Raw genomic sequence first — 18,063 nt, forward strand, 5'->3', positions numbered from 1 at the left:
GCCGATGGATATCGACGTCTTCGCGCACGGCATCGTCGCCGGCAGCCTGTACGCACTGGTCGCGGTGAGCTTCAACATTCTCTACCGACCGACCAACGTGTTCAATTTCGCGCAGGGCGAGCTCGTCATGCTCGGCGCGATGATCTTTGCGAGCCTCACCTCGCTCGCGGGGATGCCATGGTTCGTCGCGTTCGCAGCGACGCTTCTCGCTGTCGGATGCATCGGGCTAGTAGAGGAGCGCATCGCGGTCGCGCCCATCCTGGCGCGGTCGCAGACCGGAACGGGCTGGGTCATCACCACGCTCGCGACCTCGCTGATCATCTCCAACCTGGTCGGACGCTTCTGGGGACCCGACCCGATCCTGGTCAAGCCGCCGGCGCTGCTGAGCATGGACTCGCTCGATATCGCCTCGTCGCGCATTTCGTCCTACGAGATCGCGCTCGTGCTGCTGACCGTGGTTCTCGTCGCCATCGTCGAGCGGGTGTACCGCACCCTCAAGGGCAAGGCCGTGATGGCCGTCGCCGAAGACCGCGAGGCTGCGCTATTGCGCGGCATCGACCCCGGCAGTCTCGGTCGCTGGTCGTTTTTCCTCGGCGCGGCTTTCGCGGCGATGACCGGCGTGCTCGCCGCGCCCATTCTCTATGCTTCGACCTCGCTCGGCCCGGATCTGCTGCTCAAGGGTTTTGCGGCGGCTGCGGTCGGCTCGATCGGCAACAACCGCGGAGCGCTTATTGCCGGTTATGTCATCGGCGTGACGGAGGCGGTCGGCGCCTCGCTGCTGTCGCCCGGCTATCAGGAGGCGGTGATCTTCATGGTCGTGCTGGCCGTGCTGCTGCTGAAGCCGGAAGGCCTGTTCGGCAGCCCGAACGCACGGACGGTCTGACCATGTTGCGCGCCGTCGTCCCCTACGTCGCACAGGCCGCCGCGCTCGGCGCTGCGCTCGCACTGCCCGCCTTCGTCGGCGCCAACTCCTATGCGCTTTTCGTCGCGACCCAGCTCGGCATCTACGTCATCGCGGCGATCGGCCTCAATCTGCTCGCCGGCTATGCCGGCCAGGTCTCGCTCGGGCACGCCGCCTTTGTTGCAATCGGCGCCTACTCGGTCGCGCTTCTAACCGTCGATCATCATTGGCCGTTCTGGGCCGCGGCCGTGGTCGGGATGGTGCTGGCGGCCGGCCTCGGCGTGCTCGCCGCCCTGCCCGCGTTTAGGCTCAACACCTGGTACTTCGCCTTCATCACGCTCGCCTTTGCGCTCGTCTTCGAGAAGATGATCGTCGAATGGCGCTGGCTGACGAAGGGCTTTGCCGGCGTCGTTGGGGTGCCGCCACCCTCCGCCTTCGGTCACGAATTCGGCCCGCGGCCGCTCTATTATACAGTGGTCGCAGTCACCGTCGTCGCCTTCATCCTGGTGCGCAATATCGTCCATTCGCGTTTCGGCCGCGCTTTCGTCGCCGTGCGCGACGTCGAGCCGGCGGCGCTTGCGATCGGGGCCTCGCCGCAGCGGACCAAGCTCACAGCCTTCGTGATCTCGGCTGCGCTCGCGGGCGTCGCTGGCGCCTTCTTCGCCGTGCAGAAAACGGTGGTCACGCCGGACGACTTTACCGCCGACTTCTCGATCTTCTTCCTGCTGACCGTCGTGCTCGGTGGCCTCGGCACGCCGTGGGGACCGATCATCGGCGCGCTCGTGTTCTTCCTCATCCCCGAACTGCTGGCCGGCCTGCAAAGCTGGCGCATGCTGATCTATGGCGGCCTGCTGCTCGGCCTCATGCTATTCGCGCCGCATGGCCTCTACGGCGCGCTGCGCCAAGCGTGGCGGCGCTTTGCTCCGGCACCGCCAAAAGCAGGTGCTGCTGCGGACGCCTCGGAGGCCAGAGAACACCCGCCGATCGCGGGGCTTGCACTCGACATTTCCGGCCTGCGCAAACAATTCGGCGGCGTGCTCGCGCTCGACGGGGTGGATCTTTCCGTCCCCGCCGGAAGCTGCTGCGCCATCGTCGGGCCAAACGGCTCCGGCAAGACCACGCTGCTCAATCTCGCCAGCGGATATTATGTGCCCGATGCCGGCAGCGTGAAGATCGGCGGGGTGGAGGCGCTCGGCTCCAGCGCACAGAAGATCGCCGCCCGCGGCGTCGGACGCACCTTCCAGACCCCGAGGCTGATCGCCGACCTGACGGCGCTCGACAACGTCATGCTCGGCGCCTACACGCGTGAGCGCGCCGGGCTACTTGCGACGGCGCTGCGACTGCCCTCCGCCCGCGCCGAAGCACGCCGATTGCGGCAGGAGGCGCTCGGCTTCCTGCACTTCGTCGGCGTCGCCGACCGCGCCGATGTCGAGGCCGGCGAGATTCCGCACGGCCAGCAGCGGCTGATCGAGATCGCCCGCGCGATGATGGGCGGCGCACGGTTGATCCTACTCGACGAGCCCGCAGCCGGGCTATCGATGTCCGAGTTGGAGCGGCTCGAACGGCTGATCATGCGCATCTGCGGCCTCGGCGCCACGATCGTCATCGTCGAACACCATCTCGATCTCGTCGCCAATGTCGCAAGCGATGTCACCGTTCTCGATCGCGGCACCGTGCTCGCCGCGGGCAAGCCTGCCATGGTGTTCAACGACGAGCGCGTGATGCGGGCCTATATGGGCGAGCGGGCGCTGAAAGCAGGGGTGCCCGCATGAAGGCCACGGTCTCCCTGCCACTGCTATCGGCCAGCAATGTCGACGCAGGCTATGGCCACGTCCGCGTGCTGGAGAACGTCTCCATCGATGTGCGCCAGGGACGCATCGTCGTGCTGGTCGGCCGCAACGGCGCCGGCAAGTCGACCTTGCTGCGTGCCTTGTCCGGCCTCAATCGGCCGACCTCGGGCAAGGTCACTTTCGATGGAAGCGACATCACGACCGCGCCGCCAAATGCCATCGTCAAGGCCGGCCTGCTGCATGTCGCCGAAGGCCGGCGGCTGTTTCGGCGCCAAAGCGTTGCCGACAATATCGAGCTCGGTCGCTATGGCCTGCGCCTGACCGAACAGGACCATCACTGGCGCGTCGAATGTATCCACCAGCTCTTTCCGATTTTACGCGAAAAGATGGAACTGCCGGCCGGCAGCCTGTCCGGCGGCCAGCAGCAGATGCTCGCCATCGCGCAGGCGATGATGCGCGAGCCGAAGCTGCTGATGCTCGACGAGCCGTCGCTCGGGCTTGCGCCCGTGCTGGTGGACCAAGTGCTGGCCGCCATCCTCACGCTAAGGGCGCAGCGCGTCGCCATTCTCCTCGTCGAGCAGATGGTCGAGCGCGCGCTCGAGATTGCCGACGACGCCTATGTCATGCAGAACGGCCGCGTCATCACCAGCGGCCCGGCCGCCGAAATCGCCGCCGGCGCCGCCCTGCACGCCGCGTTCATGGGCGAGCACGGCGCGCCGCATCATTCCGAAGCACGACAGGGCCGACCATGACCTCGCATCCGGACGCCGGACAACGGCAGATTCTCGCAGACATCGAGAGCGAGCGCGCCAAATTGATGGACGAGGCGCGTCCCGAGGCGATGAAGCGGCTGGCCGAGCGCGGCCGCCTGTCGCCGCGTGCGCGGATCGCACGGCTGGTCGACCCCGATACGTTCGACGAGATCGGCGCGCTCGCATCCGAAGAATCGGAAGCCGGCCAGCCGCATCCGCGCGACAAATCGCCGGCCGACGGCGTCGTCACCGGCACGGCGCGCATCGACGGGCGGCCCGTCGCGATCGTCGCGCAGGATTTCAGCGTCTTCGGCGGCAGCATCGGCAAGCTCGGAAGCGCCAAAACCCATCGCATGGTCAGAATCGCCATCCGCCGCGGCATCCCCGTGGTCATGATGCTCGACGGCGGCGGCCACCGGATCCAGGGCGGACAGAACTCGCGGCACTTCGCCCAGGCCAACAGCATGTTTCACGACCTCGCGCGGGCGTCGGGCTGGATTCCGATGGTGGCACTGATGCTGGGCGCAGGCTTTGCCGGACCGACCAACTACGCGGGCCTTGCCGATCTCGTGATTATGGTGCGCGGCCAGTCCGTGATGGGCCTCGCGGGACCGGCGCTGGTGAAGGCTGGAACCGGCGAAGACACCGACCAGGAGACCCTCGGCGGCGCCGCGGTTCAGGTCGACAAGCAGGGCCTTGCCGATCTCGGCGTCGCCAACGAGGACGAGGCTTTTGCGGCAGCCAGGCGCTTCCTGTCCTATCTGCCGGCGAACGCGCGCAAGCCGCTGCCCGTGGCCGCAACCAACGATCCCGCCGACCGCGGCGACGAGGCGCTGCTCGACATCGTGCCGCCCTCGACGCGGCGCGCTTACGACATGCGCCAGATCGTCAGCGGCATCGCCGACACCGGCAGCCCGTTCGAGATCAAGCCGACCTTCGCCGCCAACCTCATCACGAGCTTCGCGCGGCTCGGCGGCCGGCCCGTCGGCTTCATCGCCAACCAGCCGATGCGCATCGGCGGCATCCTCGATGCCAACGCCTGCGAGAAAGGCGCCCACTTCATTGCGCTCTGCGATGCCTATGGCCTGCCGTTGATCTCGCTCATCGACGTGCCCGGCTTCTACATCGGCTCGGCGGCGGAACGCACCACACTCGGGCGGCGCAGCGCCAAGCTGATCCACGAATGGGGCCATGCCAGCGTGCCGCGCGTCTCGGTGGTGATCCGCAAGGGCTTTGGCCTCGGCTATTTCGCCATGAACGGCGGCCGCGCCTTCGATTCCGATGCGTCCTTTGCCTGGCCGTCGGCGCAGATCTGCGCGATGTCGATCGAGGGCGCGATCGATGTGGCATTCCGGAAAGAGTACATGTCGGCCCCCGATCCGCAGGTCCGCCGGCGGGAGATGATCGAGGAGACGCGCGCGCAGACCGGCTCCATCCACGCGGCCGAGGGTTTCGGCGTGGACGACGTGATCGATCCGCGCACCACACGCCGGCGCATCATCGAGATCTTCGCGCAGGCACCGCCGCGGCGCGAGCCCGATCAACCGCCAAAATTCCGGTCGATCGCGCCGATCTAGCACCGGAGCAGGCCGCGGCGCACGCAAGCGACATTGAAATAAAAGGGAGGAGTGCCATGACGACCCAACGCAACCTGGACCGCCGCCTGTTTCTCGGCAGCGCCGCGGCACTCGGCGCCAGCGCCCTGCTCCGGCCGGCCTTCGCCGCGGACGACACCTTCAATGTGGGCTGGGTGCGACCGACGACCGGCCGGCTCGCCTCCTCCTATGCTCCGCTCTATATCGGCGGGCTGATCGCGATCGACGAGATCAATGCCAGCGGCGGCGTGATGGGCCGCAAGATCGTGCGACAGGAGGAGGACGACGAAGCCTCTCCCGCACGCGAGCCCGCCGTCGTCAAGAAACTCCAGGAAGCCGGCGTCCGCTATATCTGCGGCCCCACCGGATCGAGCCAATCGCTGGCTGCACTCGCGGTCACGACCCCGGCCAAGACCATCACCACCATGTATGCGATCGCCTCGGAGGCCGGGGACGGCACGCGCTACCCCTGGCACTATCAATGCACGTTCAATTCCGACCTCCAGGCGGAGATGGCGTCGCGCTACCTCGTCGAGACACTGAAGCTGAAGAAGATCGGCATTCTTCAGGAGAACACCGCCTATGGCGAGCAGGTCGTGGCGGCCTGCCACACCATCCTGAAGAAGCTCGGCGTAAGCCCGGTGGGGGTCGAGGTGTTCCCGATCACGGCGCCGGACCTCAACGGCTATGTCGGCAATTTGCGCAAGGCCGGCGCAGACGGCGTGCTGTACTGGACCGGCTCGACGCCGATCACAGCCAAGGGCTTCAACTCCATGCACAGCCAGAAATACTATCCGGCGATCGCCGGCCACAGCGCATTGTTCGCGGATTCGCTGCTCGATCTCGTGCCCGCGGAAGCGCTACAGAACGCGGCCGGCACCTACTACAAGACGCTGACCTGGAGCGACAAGGACGAGATCGGGACCCGGCAGATGGACTTCGCGAAGAAGGCGAACGCCTTTCCCGAAACCAAGGAGACCGGCGTCAATGTCGCCGCCTCGCCGTTCTATGACTTCCTCCACATGGTGCGCGCGGCGATCGAACAGGAGAAGTCGTTCGATCCCGAGAAGGTCAAGCGCGCCATGGATGCGACCAAGGACTACAAGGGCCTGCTCGGCAATCTGAACTTCACGCCGACCAATCACGCCGCGATCTCGATCGAGGACATGACGATGGCAACGCTGCTGTCGGGCCGCGATCCCAAGGCGATGGCGGTGTTCCGCAAGCGCGCGATCTAGGAAATGGCGGACATGCAAGGCACCAGCGCAGCAGCGACGCCCTGGAGCGACCCGCGCGTTCTGGCGCCCGAAATCTGCGTCCTGCGCGACGTTCTCGACCGCAATGCGGTGGACATCCCCGACAAGGTCTTCGTCCGCTTCGACGACGGCCACGAGTGGACCTACGCCCAGACCCGCGCGACCGTTCGCCGCGCCGCCGCGGCGCTGCAAGGCATGGGGGTTGCCCAAGGAGATCACGTCCTCACTTGGCTGCCCAACAGTCCGGATGCGCTGCGCATCTGGTTCGCCATCAACTACATCGGCGCCGTCTACGTCCCCATGAACATCGCCTGGCGCGGACAGGTTCTGGAGAACGCCGTCCGGATCTCCGGCGCGAAGCTACTCATCTCGCACGCAGGGCTCGTGGACCGACTGCGCGACATCGACCGCTGCGCGCTGACCGACCTGCTGCCGATCGGGCCGGACGCCGGCGACAAACGGCTTTCCGGCTTCCGTCATCATGATGCCGCTGAGCTCTCCGTGTCCGCCGAGCCGGAGCCTCTGCAACAGCCGATCATGCCCTGGGACAACCAGATGATCATCTACACGTCGGGCACGACCGGCCCGTCGAAAGGCGTGCTCTGCACCTACATGCATTGCGCCTCCAGCGCGCTCGCTTTCGCACCGCTGACGGCGGACGATCGCAACCTGGTCAATCTGCCGCTGTTCCACATGAGCGGCACGGGGGCGGTCTACCGCATGCTGGTGAAGGGCGGATCGATCGCGCTCGTCAAATCCTTCGACACGCGCTCGTTCTGGGACACGGTGCGGCGAACGCAATCCACCTATTTGACCCTGCTCGGCGCCATGCTGCCCTTCCTTCTCAAGGAGCCGCCGGGTCCGGGCGACCGCGACCATACGCTGCGCGTCGTCAACATCGTGCCGCTGGCCGACGGCTTTAGGGAGTTCGGCGAGCGCTTCGGCGTCGAGGTCTACACAGTGTTCAACATGACCGAGACCTCATGGCCGATCATCTCCGAGCGCGCTCCGGAGACACTCGGCACCTGTGGCCGTCCCCGCCCCGGCGTGTTTGCCCGCATTGTCGACGAAAACGACGTCGAGATCGCACCGGGCAAGACCGGCGAGCTCGTCTTGCGCACGGATGCGCCCTGGGCCATGAGCCATGGCTATTACGGCAATCCGGAAGCGACCGCGCGGGCCTGGCGCAACGGATGGTTCCACACCGGCGATGCCTTCCGCCAGAACGAGCGCGGCGAGTTCTTCTTCGTCGACCGCATCAAGGACGCGATCCGGCGGCGCGGCGAGAACATCTCCTCGTTCGAGGTCGAGGCCGCGATCAACGCACACCCCGACGTCCGCGAGGTCGCGGTCGTCGGCGTTCCCAGCGAGTTCGGCGAGGACGAGGTGCTGGCCGTGGTCGCACCGGGCGCCGGACGAACGATCGACGCTGCCGCCCTGATTGAATGGCTGCGGCCGCGGCTCGCGCATTTCATGATCCCGCGCTACATCCGGATCATGCGGGAGCTGCCGAAGACGCCGACACAGAAGGTGCAGAAGCACCTGCTGCGTGCCGACGGCCTCGCCAGTGACGCATGGGACCGCGAAGCGGCCGGGCTCAGAGTCCGCCGCGAGAAACTCGCAAGCCTCGGCGGCGCCGGAGACATCGGCCGATGAGCGGTCCGCTCGCCGGCCTGCGCGTGGTCGAGATGGCCGGCATCGGTCCAGGCCCATTCTGCGCCATGCTGCTGGCGGATCTCGGCGCAGAGGTCGTCCGGATTCGCCGGCCGGGCGGCAGCATGTTCGACACCGAGCCACGCTTCGACGTGACCGGGCGTGGCTGCCGCTTTGTCGATCTCGACTTGCGCGAGAGCGACGCAGTCACAAACGCTCTCGCCCTGATCGAGAAGGCCGAGGTACTGATCGAGGGCTATCGCCCGGGCGTGATGGAGCGCCTGGACCTTGGACCCGACATCTGCCTCGCGCGCAATCCGCGTCTCGTCTATGGCCGCATGACGGGCTGGGGCCAGGACGGCCCGCTCGCGCAGCGCGCCGGGCACGACATCAATTACATCGCCCTGACCGGAGCGCTGCATGCGATCGGCCGGCCCGGCTCGCCACCGCCGCCGCCGCTGAACCTGGTCGGCGACTTCGGCGGCGGCGCGATGTTCCTGGCCTTGGGCGTCATGGCCGCCCTGCTGGAGGCCCGCGCCTCAGGCCAAGGACAGGTGGTCGACGCCGCCATGACCGACGGCGTCGCCCTGCTGGCTGCAGGACGCTATGCCGGCCGCGCCTCTGGACGCCAGAGCAACGAGCGCGGCGACAATCTGCTCGACGGTGGCGCGCCGTTCTATGACACCTATGAATGCGCCGACGGAGAATTCATCGCGCTTGGTGCCATCGAACCGCAATTCTATGCCCGTTTCCGCACGCTTTGCGGATTGACCGACCCACTGTTCGACGACCAGATGAACAAGTCAAAATGGCCGGCGCAGAAGCATCAGCTCACGACGATGTTTCGCACCCGGAGCTGCGCCGCGTGGATCGCGCTTCTCGGAAACGACGACACCTGCATCGCGCCCGTGCTCGACTGGGACAAGGCGCCCAACGACCCGCACAACATCGCGCGCAGCACCTTCGTCACGATCGACGAAGTGATCCAGCCGGCCCCGGCGCCGCGCTTCAGCCGCACGCCGGCAACGCTGCCGCGCTCCGCCCGCATCTCCGGCGACGACACAGGCGAGGTCCTGCACCGTTGGGGGCTCGCACAGCCGCTGGTCGACCGCCTGCTGGCGTGACGTCACGTCTCCCTCACCGATCGCGACGCCCCTTCATCCGGCGGGCGCCGAATACCGTCAACGGATCGACGCCGCCATTCATGTAAAGATATTGACATATATCGACCTCCGTGAAAACGTGGATGCAAAGATCTAATGAAACCACGGGGAGGACAGAATGATGCGGACAAGGACGACGACGCTTGCATCGCTTGCGCTCTTGGCAGCCGTCGCAGGCATGGGCATGGCTTCCGCCCAGGACAGGCCGGTCAAGATCGGCGTCCTGAACGACCAGGCCTCAGTCTACTCCGCCATCACCGGCCCCGGATCGGTCGCGGCTGCGCGCCTCGCCATCGAGGACATGGGCGGCACGATGTTCGGCAAGCCGATCGAGCTGATTTCCGCGGACCACAGCCACAAGCCGGATATCGGCTCGGCAATCGCACGGCGCTGGTTCGACGTCGAAGGCGTCGACGCGATCTTCGACATCTACAGCTCCGGCGTCGCGCTCGCCGTGCAGGGCATCGCCGAACAGAAGAACAAGCTGCTGGTGGTGTCGATGGCGTCGAGCCGCGACATCAGCGGCAAGTCCTGCTCGCCGAACGGCATGCAATGGGCCAATGACGGCTACGAAGTCGCCAACCTGACTATCAAGGGCGCATCCGACGGCAAGCCGACGTCCTGGTTCTTCCTGACCGTCGATTACGCGGCGGGGCACTCGATCGAACGCGATTCCCAGAAGATGATCGAGCAGGACGGCGGCAAGTTCGTCGGCGCCGTGCGGTTTCCGCTCAACACGCCGGATTTCAGCTCGTTCCTGCTGCAGGCGCAGAATTCCGGCGCCAAGAACATCGGCTTCATCGGCGGGGGCGCCGACATGACCAACGCGATCAAGCAGGCGGCGGAGTTCGGCATCGACCGCACCGGCCAGCGCTTCGTGCCGTTCTCGCTGACGACGGTGGACATCGACGCGCTCGGCAACGCGGCCACGCAGGGCATGCCGCTGGTGCTGAGCTATTACTGGGACGCCTCCGACCAGACCAAGGCGTTCGCCGCGCGATTCAAGAAGGCCTTCGGCAAGCTGCCGAGCGATCCGCAGGCCAACGTCTACAGCGCGGTGCTGCATTATCTGAAATCGGTGAAGGCGGCCGGAACCAGCGAGACGAATGCTGTGCTGGCGAAGATGAGGGAGACGCCCGTCGAGGATCTCTTCACCTCGGGCGCCCGCATCCGTGAAGACGGGCGCCTGATGCGCGAGGTCTACTACGCCGAGACGAAGAAGCCCGACGCCATGAGCGGTCCGACCGACCTGATCACGCTGGTCAAGAAGATGCCGGGATTGGACGCCTTCATCCCGGCCAGCGAAAGCGAATGCAAGCTCATCAGGAAGTGAGCCTCGCATGAGGAACGGGCTCGCTCAGCCGTAAAGCCGGGCGAGCTCCTCCTTCTTGACCTTGCCGGTCGCCGTCATCGGCAAGGCGTCGACGATCCGGATTTCAGGGATCTTGTAGACCGCGAGGCGTTCCCGGCAGAAGACCGCGAGCACGTCGGCGGTCGTGGCCGCCTTGCGCTCCGGCAACACCGTGACGAAGGCAACCGGGACCTGTCCGCGACTGTCGTCAACCCGGCCGATGACGCCGCTTCCGGTGACGTCGGGATGCTGGCCGAGCGCCGCCTCGATCTCCGAAGGAAACACGCTCATGCCCTTCACCTTCAGCATCTCCTTGCGCCGACCGAGGAAGTGGATGGTGCCCTGCTCCGAGATCATGCCGATGTCACCGGTTCGCAGCCAGCCGTCGACGAGGCCTTCAGCGGTCGCATCCGGCTTGTTCCAATAGCCCTTCAGCAGCGACGGCGTGCGCACGCACAATTCGCCCTCCTCGCCGAGCGGGAGCAGCCGGTCCGAGCCGAATTCGAGGATCTTGAAGTCGGTCTCCGGCACGGGGATGCCGCAGAAGATCTGGCGCTGCTTGAGGTCGCGCTCATCGTCCTGCCAGCCGCGGTTGAAGGCGTCGTAGGAATGGGTCTCGGTCATCCCCCAGGCCGCCTCGCGCAAGGTCGTGCCGGTTAGCCTGCGCCAGCCGTCGCGGAAGACCGGATTGAGCTTCTTGACGAAGGACGCCACCATAACTTCGCGCAACGAGCTCATGTCATACTGGTTCGCGTCCGGCCGGTTCATGATCTCGACCGCGTTGTCCACGACCATGTTCGAGATAGTCGCGCGATGGCGCTGGACCGCGGACATGTAGGCCTGCGGGTCCCAACGCGCCATCAGCACGCAGGTTGCGCCCGTCACCATCGGCAGGATGATGCCGAGATCCTCGCCGGCCATCCAGAATATCGGCCAAAAATTGATGATGACGTCCTCAGCGGTGACCGTCATCGACACCGAGCCCATGACGGCGCCTGTGAACAGCATGTCGAATTGGGTGTGGACGCAGCCCTTCGGCATGCCGGTGGTGCCGCCCGTGTAGTTCAGGGCCCCGATGTCGTCCAGGCCGATGTCGACCTGCGGCGGAGTGCCGGTCTCCCGCGCAAGCGCAGCCATGAGATCGATGGAATCGGCGACTGCGAGCCGCGGCGCCGTCAACGCTGGCGGCAAGGGCCCTTCCGGCTCCGCACCCAACGCATCGCCAAAGCTCGTGACGACGAGATGTGTGATGCCGCACTCCTGGAGGACCTCTTCGACGAGATGGGCCAACTGGTCGTGCGCGACCACGATCCGCGACTGCGTGTCGTTGATCTCGTAAGCGAGCTCGGGCCGGGTGAACATCGGGTTGACGGGCACGTGAACGCAGCCTGCCTTGAGGATGCCGAAGAAGCAGACAAAGAACTGCGGGCAATTCGGCAGGAACATCGCGACGCGGTCTCCCTTGCGCGCGCCGAGGCGATGCAGCAGGCTCGCAAAGCGATCGCTGAGACGATCGAGCTCGGCATAGCTGAGGGCACAGCCGTAGAACAGCACCGCCGCCTTGTCGGGCTGCCGCCGCGCCCATTCGCGCAGATACTCCGTCAACGGCCGTCGGCCGAGCGGAAACACCGGCTCCCTGGGAACGCCGGCCGGCCACAGCCCCGCTTGCAGGCCGCGAACGTGAGCCAAATAACTCTCTTCGCTCCGTGTGTAGTCCGTGTCGGGTTTTTCCCTTGTCATTGTTTCCTCCCTTGGTTGTGGTGCGCTCACCACAAGTCGACACGCGTCGTTCGCCTTTCGCTGAAGCGGCCCGGCTGCATCGACGCCTTGAGCCCGCGGGCAATCCAGCGCCGGGTCTCGCAGGGATCGATGACGTCGTCGACCTCGAGGAAGGTCGCGCCGCTCAGCGCCCTGTTCTCCTCGTAGGATTTGGCGACCATCTGATCGAACCAGGCTTTTCGTGCAGCAGGGTCCTCGATCGCTGCGAGTTCCTTCCGGTAGGCGAGCTTCACCGCGCCTTCGAGGCCCATGGCGCCGAACTCGGCGCTCGGCCAGGCCACCATGAAGAACGACATCTGGCTCGATCCGCCGGCCATCGCCAGCGCGCCGAGCCCATAGGCCTTGCGCAGCACCACCGTGAAATACGGCACCGTTGCCCGCGACGCCGCGACGAACACCCGCGAGACGTGCCGCACCTGGGCGGTCTTCTCGACCTCCGGTCCCACCATCATCCCTGGCGTGTCGCACAGCGAGATGATGGGAATGCCGAACCCGTCGCAGAGCTGGATGAAGCGCGCTGCCTTGTCGCCGCCGTCGGCATCGATGGCGCCGCCGAGATGACGTGAATCATTCGCGATCAGACCGACGGGGATGCCTTCGACGCGGGCGAGCGCCGTGATCATGCCACGCCCGAAGGACGGACGCAGTTCGAGCACGGAGCCTGCATCGGCAAGCGTCGCGATGATCGGCCGCACGTCATAGGCGCGGAGCCGGTTCTCCGGCACGCCGTGGCGCAGCAGGCGCTGGTCGGCGCATGACCAGTCACGCACCCGCCCTTGGAAGTATCCGATATATTTGCGGGCGGCGGCAACGCCCTCCGCCTCGTCCGCGACCAGAACGTCGATCACCCCGTTAGGCGCCTGCACCTCGACCGGGCCGATGTCCTCGGGGCGAAACACACCGAGGCCGCCGCCCTCGATCATCGCCGGCCCCCCCATGCCGATGTTCGACGTCCGGTCTGCAATGATGACGTCGCAGCTGCCCAGCAGCGCAGCGTTCCCCGCAAAGCATCGTCCCGAGACCACGCCCACGAGCGGCACCTTGCCGTTGAGGGCCCCGGTCTTCGAAAACGTCGTGGTTTCCAGCCCCGCGGGCGTCGGCCATTCGTCGCCGGGCCGGCCGCCGCCACCTTCCGCGAACAGCACCACGGGAAGTGCCCATCGGTCGGCGAGCGTCAGCAGGCGATCCTTCTTCTTGTGATTGACGACGCCCTGCGTGCCCGCGAACACGGTGTAGTCGTAGGCCATGACCGCGCAGCGGGACTGCTCGTCTCCGAACAGCTCGCCGTTGACGGCACCGACGCCCGTGATCAGGCCATCGGCCGGACTCATGCGGCGCAGCTCCTCCAGCGAACGCCGTTGGCGCTGCGCCGCGAGCGCGAGGCCACCATACTCGAGGAACGAGTCGGGATCGCAGAGGTCTGCGACATTCTCGCGCGCGGTGCGCTGGTTGGTCTTGCGGCGGCGCGCGACGGCATCGGCACGGCCTTCGTCGAGCCGTTCCGCGCGGCGCGCCATCGCTTCGGCCAGATCTCCCCTTATGTGGTCGAGGTCGATCGCCTCGGCCTCCTCGAAACCCGCACCGGCGTCATCGGAAGGGCTGATGTGCAGTAAGGCCTCGCCTTCGAAGATCGTGTCGCCGGCCACAACCAGAATGTCCTCGACGACGCCCGCCACCGGTGCCGCGACGACGTGCTCCATCTTCATCGCCTCGATCGCGAGCAGCTGCTGTCCTGCACGCACCCGGTCGCCCCTCGCCACATTGCAGGCAACGATCGTTCCCTGCAGCGGCGCCGGCACCGCGACAAGTCCTTCCGGAACGTGGACGGCCTCTCTCGTGCGTCCCCCGCTCGACTGCGGCGGGGCGATAGCCGCCCTGGCATCGAAGACGCCGAGCGGATCGATGGCACGGACGTCCCTGGAGCGCTTGGCCGGCGGCTCATCCCTGTTGGTCAATTGGGCCGCGGCCGCGAGGATACTTTCGAGGTGCTGCTCCAGGAAGTTGGTCGACACGCGGTCGGCCAGAAAATCACCGTTCTCCGTGAGTGCCCGCAAGACGGGAATGTTGGTTTCGACGCCGTCGATGCGAAACTCTTCGAGGGCCCGCCGCCCGCGCCGGATGGCGTCGTCCATGCCTTCCGGCGAATACGCGATCACCTTCGCTAGCAATGAATCGTACCGGGGGCTGGTGCGATAGCCGACATAGCCGAACGTATCGACGCGGATGCCCGGACCACCCGGCAAGGTGAAGCCGGTCAGCACGCCGCCGGTCGGCCGCGCGCCGCCGTCAGCCGTCATCCGCTCCATGTTGACGCGGAACTGGATTGCCCCGCCGCGCGCAACGGGGACGCTGCCGAGACCTATGTCGCGCAGCCGCAGGCCTGAAGCGACCCTGATCTGGGTCTTGACCAGGTCGATCCCGTAGATCTCCTCGGTCACCGTGTGCTCCACCTGCAAGCGCGGATTGGCCTCGATGAAGACGAACTCGCCGCCTTCCGCAGGCATCAGGAACTCGAAGGTACCGAGGCCTCGATAGGCCGCCGCGCCGGCCATGCGGACCGCTGCCCCGCAAAGCGCCTCACGAATCTTTGGCGCCAGACTCCGGCTGGGCGCCATCTCAACCACCTTCTGGTGACGCCGCTGGATGGTGCATTCGCGCTCGCCGAAGTGGAGGACATCCTGCCCATCGCCAACAATCTGCACCTCGAGATGACGCGCATTCGGCAGGTAGCGTTCGACGTACAGCGCAGCGGCGCCAAACGCGGCCAGCGCCTCGGACCGGCAACGCTCCCAGGCGCGGGCAAGCTCCGCCGGCGACGACACCACGCGCATGCCGCGGCCGCCGCCCCCGGCGACGGCCTTGACCATGATCGCTCCGCCGCGGCCGAGCTTGCCGAGAAACGCTGCGGCCTCCGCCTGCGATACCGGCCCCGCCGATCCCTCCAGCACGGGTACGCCGGCGCCGCGCGCATGCCGCCGCGCCTCCGACTTGTCGCCGAACAGCTCAAGCGTCGCCGCGGCCGGGCCGATGAACGTCATGCCGGCCGCGGCCACGGCCCGCGCGAAACCGGGATTCTCCGAGAGGAATCCATATCCGGGGTGCACCGCGTCACAACCGGTCTGCCGCGCCGCATCGACGATCGCCGCGATATCGAGATAGGCTGCAGCACCAACTCCGGGCAATTCGCGCCTCTCGCCGCCGATCCGCGCATGGGCGGAGCCCGCGTCATCTGCAGGAAACACAGCGACGACCGGGATATCGAGCTCAAATGCCGCCCGCGCGATGCGCAGCGCGATTTCTCCGCGGTTGGCGATGAGCATCTTGCGAAACGGCATGTCGATCCTTCCCAGCTCGCGGGCTTCAGCCGCGCCAAAGGCTATGGACAAGCCGATATTATGTCAATATCATTACACAGTTGGAGAAAAACGCGCGATGCCGACAGCCATCAAGATTGCGACGAGAGCCGGCCGCGACCTGCCGGCCGGCAATTCCTCGCGGGACCATCTCAACAACAAGCTGTTTTTCAGGCTGTTTCAGGCCGCCAACATCTACGAGACGCAGGCCATGCGCGAGCTGGGCTTCTCGGCCGTGACGGGCGCGACGCTGGGCGCGCTGTACCGCGACCCCGAGGGCATGCTGTTCGCCGAACTCTATGCCTATCTCGGCGTGAGCCGCCAAAATCTTGATGCCGTGCTGAAGGGACTGGAAAAGAAGGGCCTGGTGGAGCGCATCGAGGCCGAGGACGACCGCCGAAAGAGAATGGTGCGCCTCACACAGGACGGCATCGAAGCCTGGAAGGATCTTCACCAGCGCTCGCTCGAATTCTTCCGGCAAGGGACCAAGGGCGTGTCTGCGACGGAGATGACCGATTGCATCGAAACGCTGGCCCGCATTGCGCGGGGGTTGCGTGCAATCGGGCCCGACCGAAATTGAACGACCGCGCCCACCCGCGCGGGACAGAAGGAAGCCCCGGCAAGTCCAAACGACCGGGGCCATTCAAGTCGCCCGGCACGCCTTCGGCGTCCGGCCGCGACGGACACAAGCAGGGAGGTTTCGATGACGAGCCACAAGGTTCCCGCCGCCGAGGAGTGCGTCCTCCGTTACCTGGTCGAGCGCTGGGCACGAGAGACCCCCGATCAGGTCTATGCGACCTTCGACGACGGTAGCCGCTTGACATACGGCGATCTGCTGCATCTGGCGAGACGGACCGGCAACGCGCTGCAGCTGCTGGGCGTGAAGCAGGGCGACACCGTCATGGTCTGGCTTCCGAACGGCTGCGAATGCCTGCGCGCCTGGTTCGGCATCAACATGATCGGCGCCGTGTACGTTCCGATCAACACCGCCTATCGCGGCGGCATCCTTCAGCACGTCGTGAACAACGCCGGCGCGAGCGTCGCCGTCATCCATGCGAGCCTGCTGCCGCGGCTTGCCGACATAGACACGGGCGAGCTGCGCAAGATCGTCGTGATCGGGGGTGAACCGGGCCCCGTCGCCGGGCTCGACGTGCTGCCATCGATCGCCCTCGAATCGACGACCGACGATGCGCCACCGCTCGAGCGTCCGATCGCGCCGTGGGACACGCAGTCGATCATCTACACCTCCGGGACGACCGGCCCCTCGAAAGGCGTGCTGTCGTCCTACGCCCATCTCTACGCCACCGGGCGCGGCATCTCGGCGGACCGGGATGGAATCCCCTATCTCGGAGCCAGCCACACCTTCATGGTGAACCTTCCCCTGTTCCATGTCGGCGGCACGGGACCGAGCTATGCCATGCTGATCAACGGGGGCGCGATCGCCATGGTCGATCGCTTCGACACCGGAACGTTCTGGTCCACGGTCGCGAAGACCGGGACCACGATGGTGATCCTGCTCGGCGTCATGGCAAGCTTCCTGGTGAAGCGGACCGACGATGGCGATGAGAAGAACAGCCCGCTCAAGCACGTCACCGTCATTCCACTGAGCGAGGAAGGCATCGCCTTCGGCAAGCGCTACGGCGTCACGACGCACACGCTTTTCAACATGTCGGAGGTCTCCTGCCCGCTGTCGACCGCCCCCAACCCGACCGTTGCGGCAGCCTGCGGCAAGCCGCGGGCCGGCGTCGAGGCGCGTCTCGTCGACGCCCACGACTGCGAGGTTGCGCCGGGCGAGATCGGGGAACTGATCCTCCGCACCGACGCGCCCTGGGCCATGAACCACGGATACAACAAGGCGCCGGAAGCGACCGCGCTCGCCTGGCGCAACGGCTGGTTTCACACCGGTGACGCCTTCCGCGTCGACCAGGACGGCAATTTCTTCTTCGTCGATCGGTTCAAGGACGCGATCCGCCGGCGCGGCGAGAACATTTCATCGTTTGAAGTCGAGCTCGAAGTCGCTGCGCACCCCGCCATTCGGGAGGCTGCCGCCGTCTCCGTGCCGAGCGAGCATGGCGAGGACGACGTGATGGTCGCCGTCTCGCTTGCGGAGGGACAAACGCTGGACCCCGCGGACCTCATCCACTTTCTTAAGCCGCGAATGGCCCATTTCATGGTCCCGCGCTACATCCGCATCCTTGAGGATCTACCAAAGACGCCGACCAACAAGGTCGAAAAGTATCTGTTGCGCAAAGACGGAGTGACGTCTGACACCTTCGACCGCGATGCTGCAGGCATTGTCATCAAGAGCGAGCCGGTGCGCTCGTCGCGTTAGGCAAAAGGCGCGGGCGTCGGGTCCCCGACATAGTACTGATAAGCTTTCGGCAATTACCTTATCAGTCGGCCAACTGACTCCATTTGCGACCAAACCTTATCAGTCCGCATCCGACCGTCTGAGCATTTCTTATCCATC

12 protein-coding genes are annotated in these 18,063 nt (G+C 66.1%); 10 read left to right on the forward strand and 2 right to left on the reverse strand.

The annotated features are described in order from the left end of the window. Positions 1 to 4 precede the first annotated feature (4 nt). The 8 genes from B5V03_RS40895 (at position 5) to B5V03_RS40930 (ending at position 10,443) form a co-directional block, all read left to right on the forward strand. A complete protein-coding gene (locus tag B5V03_RS40895) occupies positions 5 to 883 on the forward strand; it encodes a branched-chain amino acid ABC transporter permease (RefSeq protein WP_129276062.1) in 879 nt (292 codons plus the stop codon). A 2-nt stretch (positions 884 to 885) separates the two neighbouring features. Continuing rightward, a complete protein-coding gene (locus B5V03_RS40900; RefSeq protein WP_129276063.1) occupies positions 886 to 2,673 on the forward strand; it encodes a branched-chain amino acid ABC transporter ATP-binding protein/permease in 1,788 nt (595 codons plus the stop codon). After that, a complete protein-coding gene (locus B5V03_RS40905; RefSeq protein WP_129276064.1) occupies positions 2,670 to 3,443 on the forward strand; it encodes an ABC transporter ATP-binding protein in 774 nt (257 codons plus the stop codon). The genes B5V03_RS40900 and B5V03_RS40905 overlap by 4 nt, the downstream gene beginning before the upstream one ends. After that, positions 3,440 to 5,020, forward strand: coding sequence for an acyl-CoA carboxylase subunit beta (locus B5V03_RS40910; protein WP_129276065.1), 1,581 nt, complete (start codon positions 3,440 to 3,442; stop codon positions 5,018 to 5,020). The genes B5V03_RS40905 and B5V03_RS40910 overlap by 4 nt, the downstream gene beginning before the upstream one ends. Positions 5,021 to 5,076: 56 nt before the next feature. Next, the gene (locus B5V03_RS40915) at positions 5,077 to 6,276 is read left to right on the forward strand and encodes an ABC transporter substrate-binding protein (protein WP_129276066.1); all 1,200 of its coding nucleotides are present in this window, start codon (positions 5,077 to 5,079) and stop codon (positions 6,274 to 6,276) included. Positions 6,277 to 6,288: 12 nt separating this feature from the next. After that, positions 6,289 to 7,950, forward strand: coding sequence for an AMP-binding protein (locus B5V03_RS40920; RefSeq protein WP_129276067.1), 1,662 nt, complete (start codon positions 6,289 to 6,291; stop codon positions 7,948 to 7,950). Continuing rightward, entirely contained in the window at positions 7,947 to 9,071 is a 1,125-nt protein-coding gene (locus B5V03_RS40925) for a CaiB/BaiF CoA transferase family protein (protein ID WP_129276068.1), read from the forward strand. The genes B5V03_RS40920 and B5V03_RS40925 overlap by 4 nt, the downstream gene beginning before the upstream one ends. A gap of 157 nt (positions 9,072 to 9,228) precedes the next feature. Next, complete coding sequence (locus tag B5V03_RS40930) at positions 9,229 to 10,443, forward strand: ABC transporter substrate-binding protein (RefSeq protein ID WP_245502499.1); 1,215 nt, start codon at positions 9,229 to 9,231, stop codon at positions 10,441 to 10,443. Between the two features lie 24 nt (positions 10,444 to 10,467). On the opposite strand, the gene B5V03_RS40935 is transcribed toward B5V03_RS40930, so the two are convergent. Together B5V03_RS40935 and B5V03_RS40940 are read right to left on the reverse strand one after the other, a co-directional pair. Further along, positions 10,468 to 12,201, reverse strand: a complete 1,734-nt coding sequence (locus B5V03_RS40935) for an AMP-binding protein (protein ID WP_129276069.1) — start codon at positions 12,199 to 12,201, stop codon at positions 10,468 to 10,470. Positions 12,202 to 12,227: 26 nt separating this feature from the next. Beyond that, on the reverse strand, positions 12,228 to 15,575 hold the full coding sequence (locus tag B5V03_RS40940) for an acetyl-CoA carboxylase family protein (protein ID WP_129276070.1): 3,348 nt from the start codon (positions 15,573 to 15,575) through the stop codon (positions 12,228 to 12,230). A gap of 97 nt (positions 15,576 to 15,672) precedes the next feature. Between B5V03_RS40940 and B5V03_RS40945 the strand changes: the two genes are divergently transcribed. Continuing rightward, positions 15,673 to 16,173, forward strand: a complete 501-nt coding sequence (locus B5V03_RS40945) for a MarR family winged helix-turn-helix transcriptional regulator (protein WP_164988647.1) — start codon at positions 15,673 to 15,675, stop codon at positions 16,171 to 16,173. 123 nt (positions 16,174 to 16,296) lie between these two features. Then, the gene (locus B5V03_RS40950) at positions 16,297 to 17,925 is read left to right on the forward strand and encodes an AMP-binding protein (protein WP_129276072.1); all 1,629 of its coding nucleotides are present in this window, start codon (positions 16,297 to 16,299) and stop codon (positions 17,923 to 17,925) included. Positions 17,926 to 18,063: the final 138 nt, after the last annotated feature.

This window comes from Bradyrhizobium betae (assembly GCF_004123905.1).
GTDB classification, from domain to species: domain Bacteria; phylum Pseudomonadota; class Alphaproteobacteria; order Rhizobiales; family Xanthobacteraceae; genus Bradyrhizobium; species Bradyrhizobium betae_A.

What these genes read in the sequence shown, in the direction of transcription:
- B5V03_RS40895 (WP_129276062.1), top strand. Translation starts at nt 5, where the DNA reads ATGGATATCGACGTCTTCGCGCACGGCATCGTCGCCGGCAGCCTGTAC.
- B5V03_RS40900 (WP_129276063.1), top strand. Translation starts at nt 886, where the DNA reads ATGTTGCGCGCCGTCGTCCCCTACGTCGCACAGGCCGCCGCGCTCGGC.
- B5V03_RS40905 (WP_129276064.1), top strand. Translation starts at nt 2,670, where the DNA reads ATGAAGGCCACGGTCTCCCTGCCACTGCTATCGGCCAGCAATGTCGAC.
- B5V03_RS40910 (WP_129276065.1), top strand. Translation starts at nt 3,440, where the DNA reads ATGACCTCGCATCCGGACGCCGGACAACGGCAGATTCTCGCAGACATC.
- B5V03_RS40915 (WP_129276066.1), top strand. Translation starts at nt 5,077, where the DNA reads ATGACGACCCAACGCAACCTGGACCGCCGCCTGTTTCTCGGCAGCGCC.
- B5V03_RS40920 (WP_129276067.1), top strand. Translation starts at nt 6,289, where the DNA reads ATGCAAGGCACCAGCGCAGCAGCGACGCCCTGGAGCGACCCGCGCGTT.
- B5V03_RS40925 (WP_129276068.1), top strand. Translation starts at nt 7,947, where the DNA reads ATGAGCGGTCCGCTCGCCGGCCTGCGCGTGGTCGAGATGGCCGGCATC.
- B5V03_RS40930 (WP_245502499.1), top strand. Translation starts at nt 9,229, where the DNA reads ATGATGCGGACAAGGACGACGACGCTTGCATCGCTTGCGCTCTTGGCA.
- B5V03_RS40935 (WP_129276069.1), bottom strand. Translation starts at nt 12,201, where the DNA reads ATGACAAGGGAAAAACCCGACACGGACTACACACGGAGCGAAGAGAGT.
- B5V03_RS40940 (WP_129276070.1), bottom strand. Translation starts at nt 15,575, where the DNA reads ATGCCGTTTCGCAAGATGCTCATCGCCAACCGCGGAGAAATCGCGCTG.
- B5V03_RS40945 (WP_164988647.1), top strand. Translation starts at nt 15,673, where the DNA reads ATGCCGACAGCCATCAAGATTGCGACGAGAGCCGGCCGCGACCTGCCG.
- B5V03_RS40950 (WP_129276072.1), top strand. Translation starts at nt 16,297, where the DNA reads ATGACGAGCCACAAGGTTCCCGCCGCCGAGGAGTGCGTCCTCCGTTAC.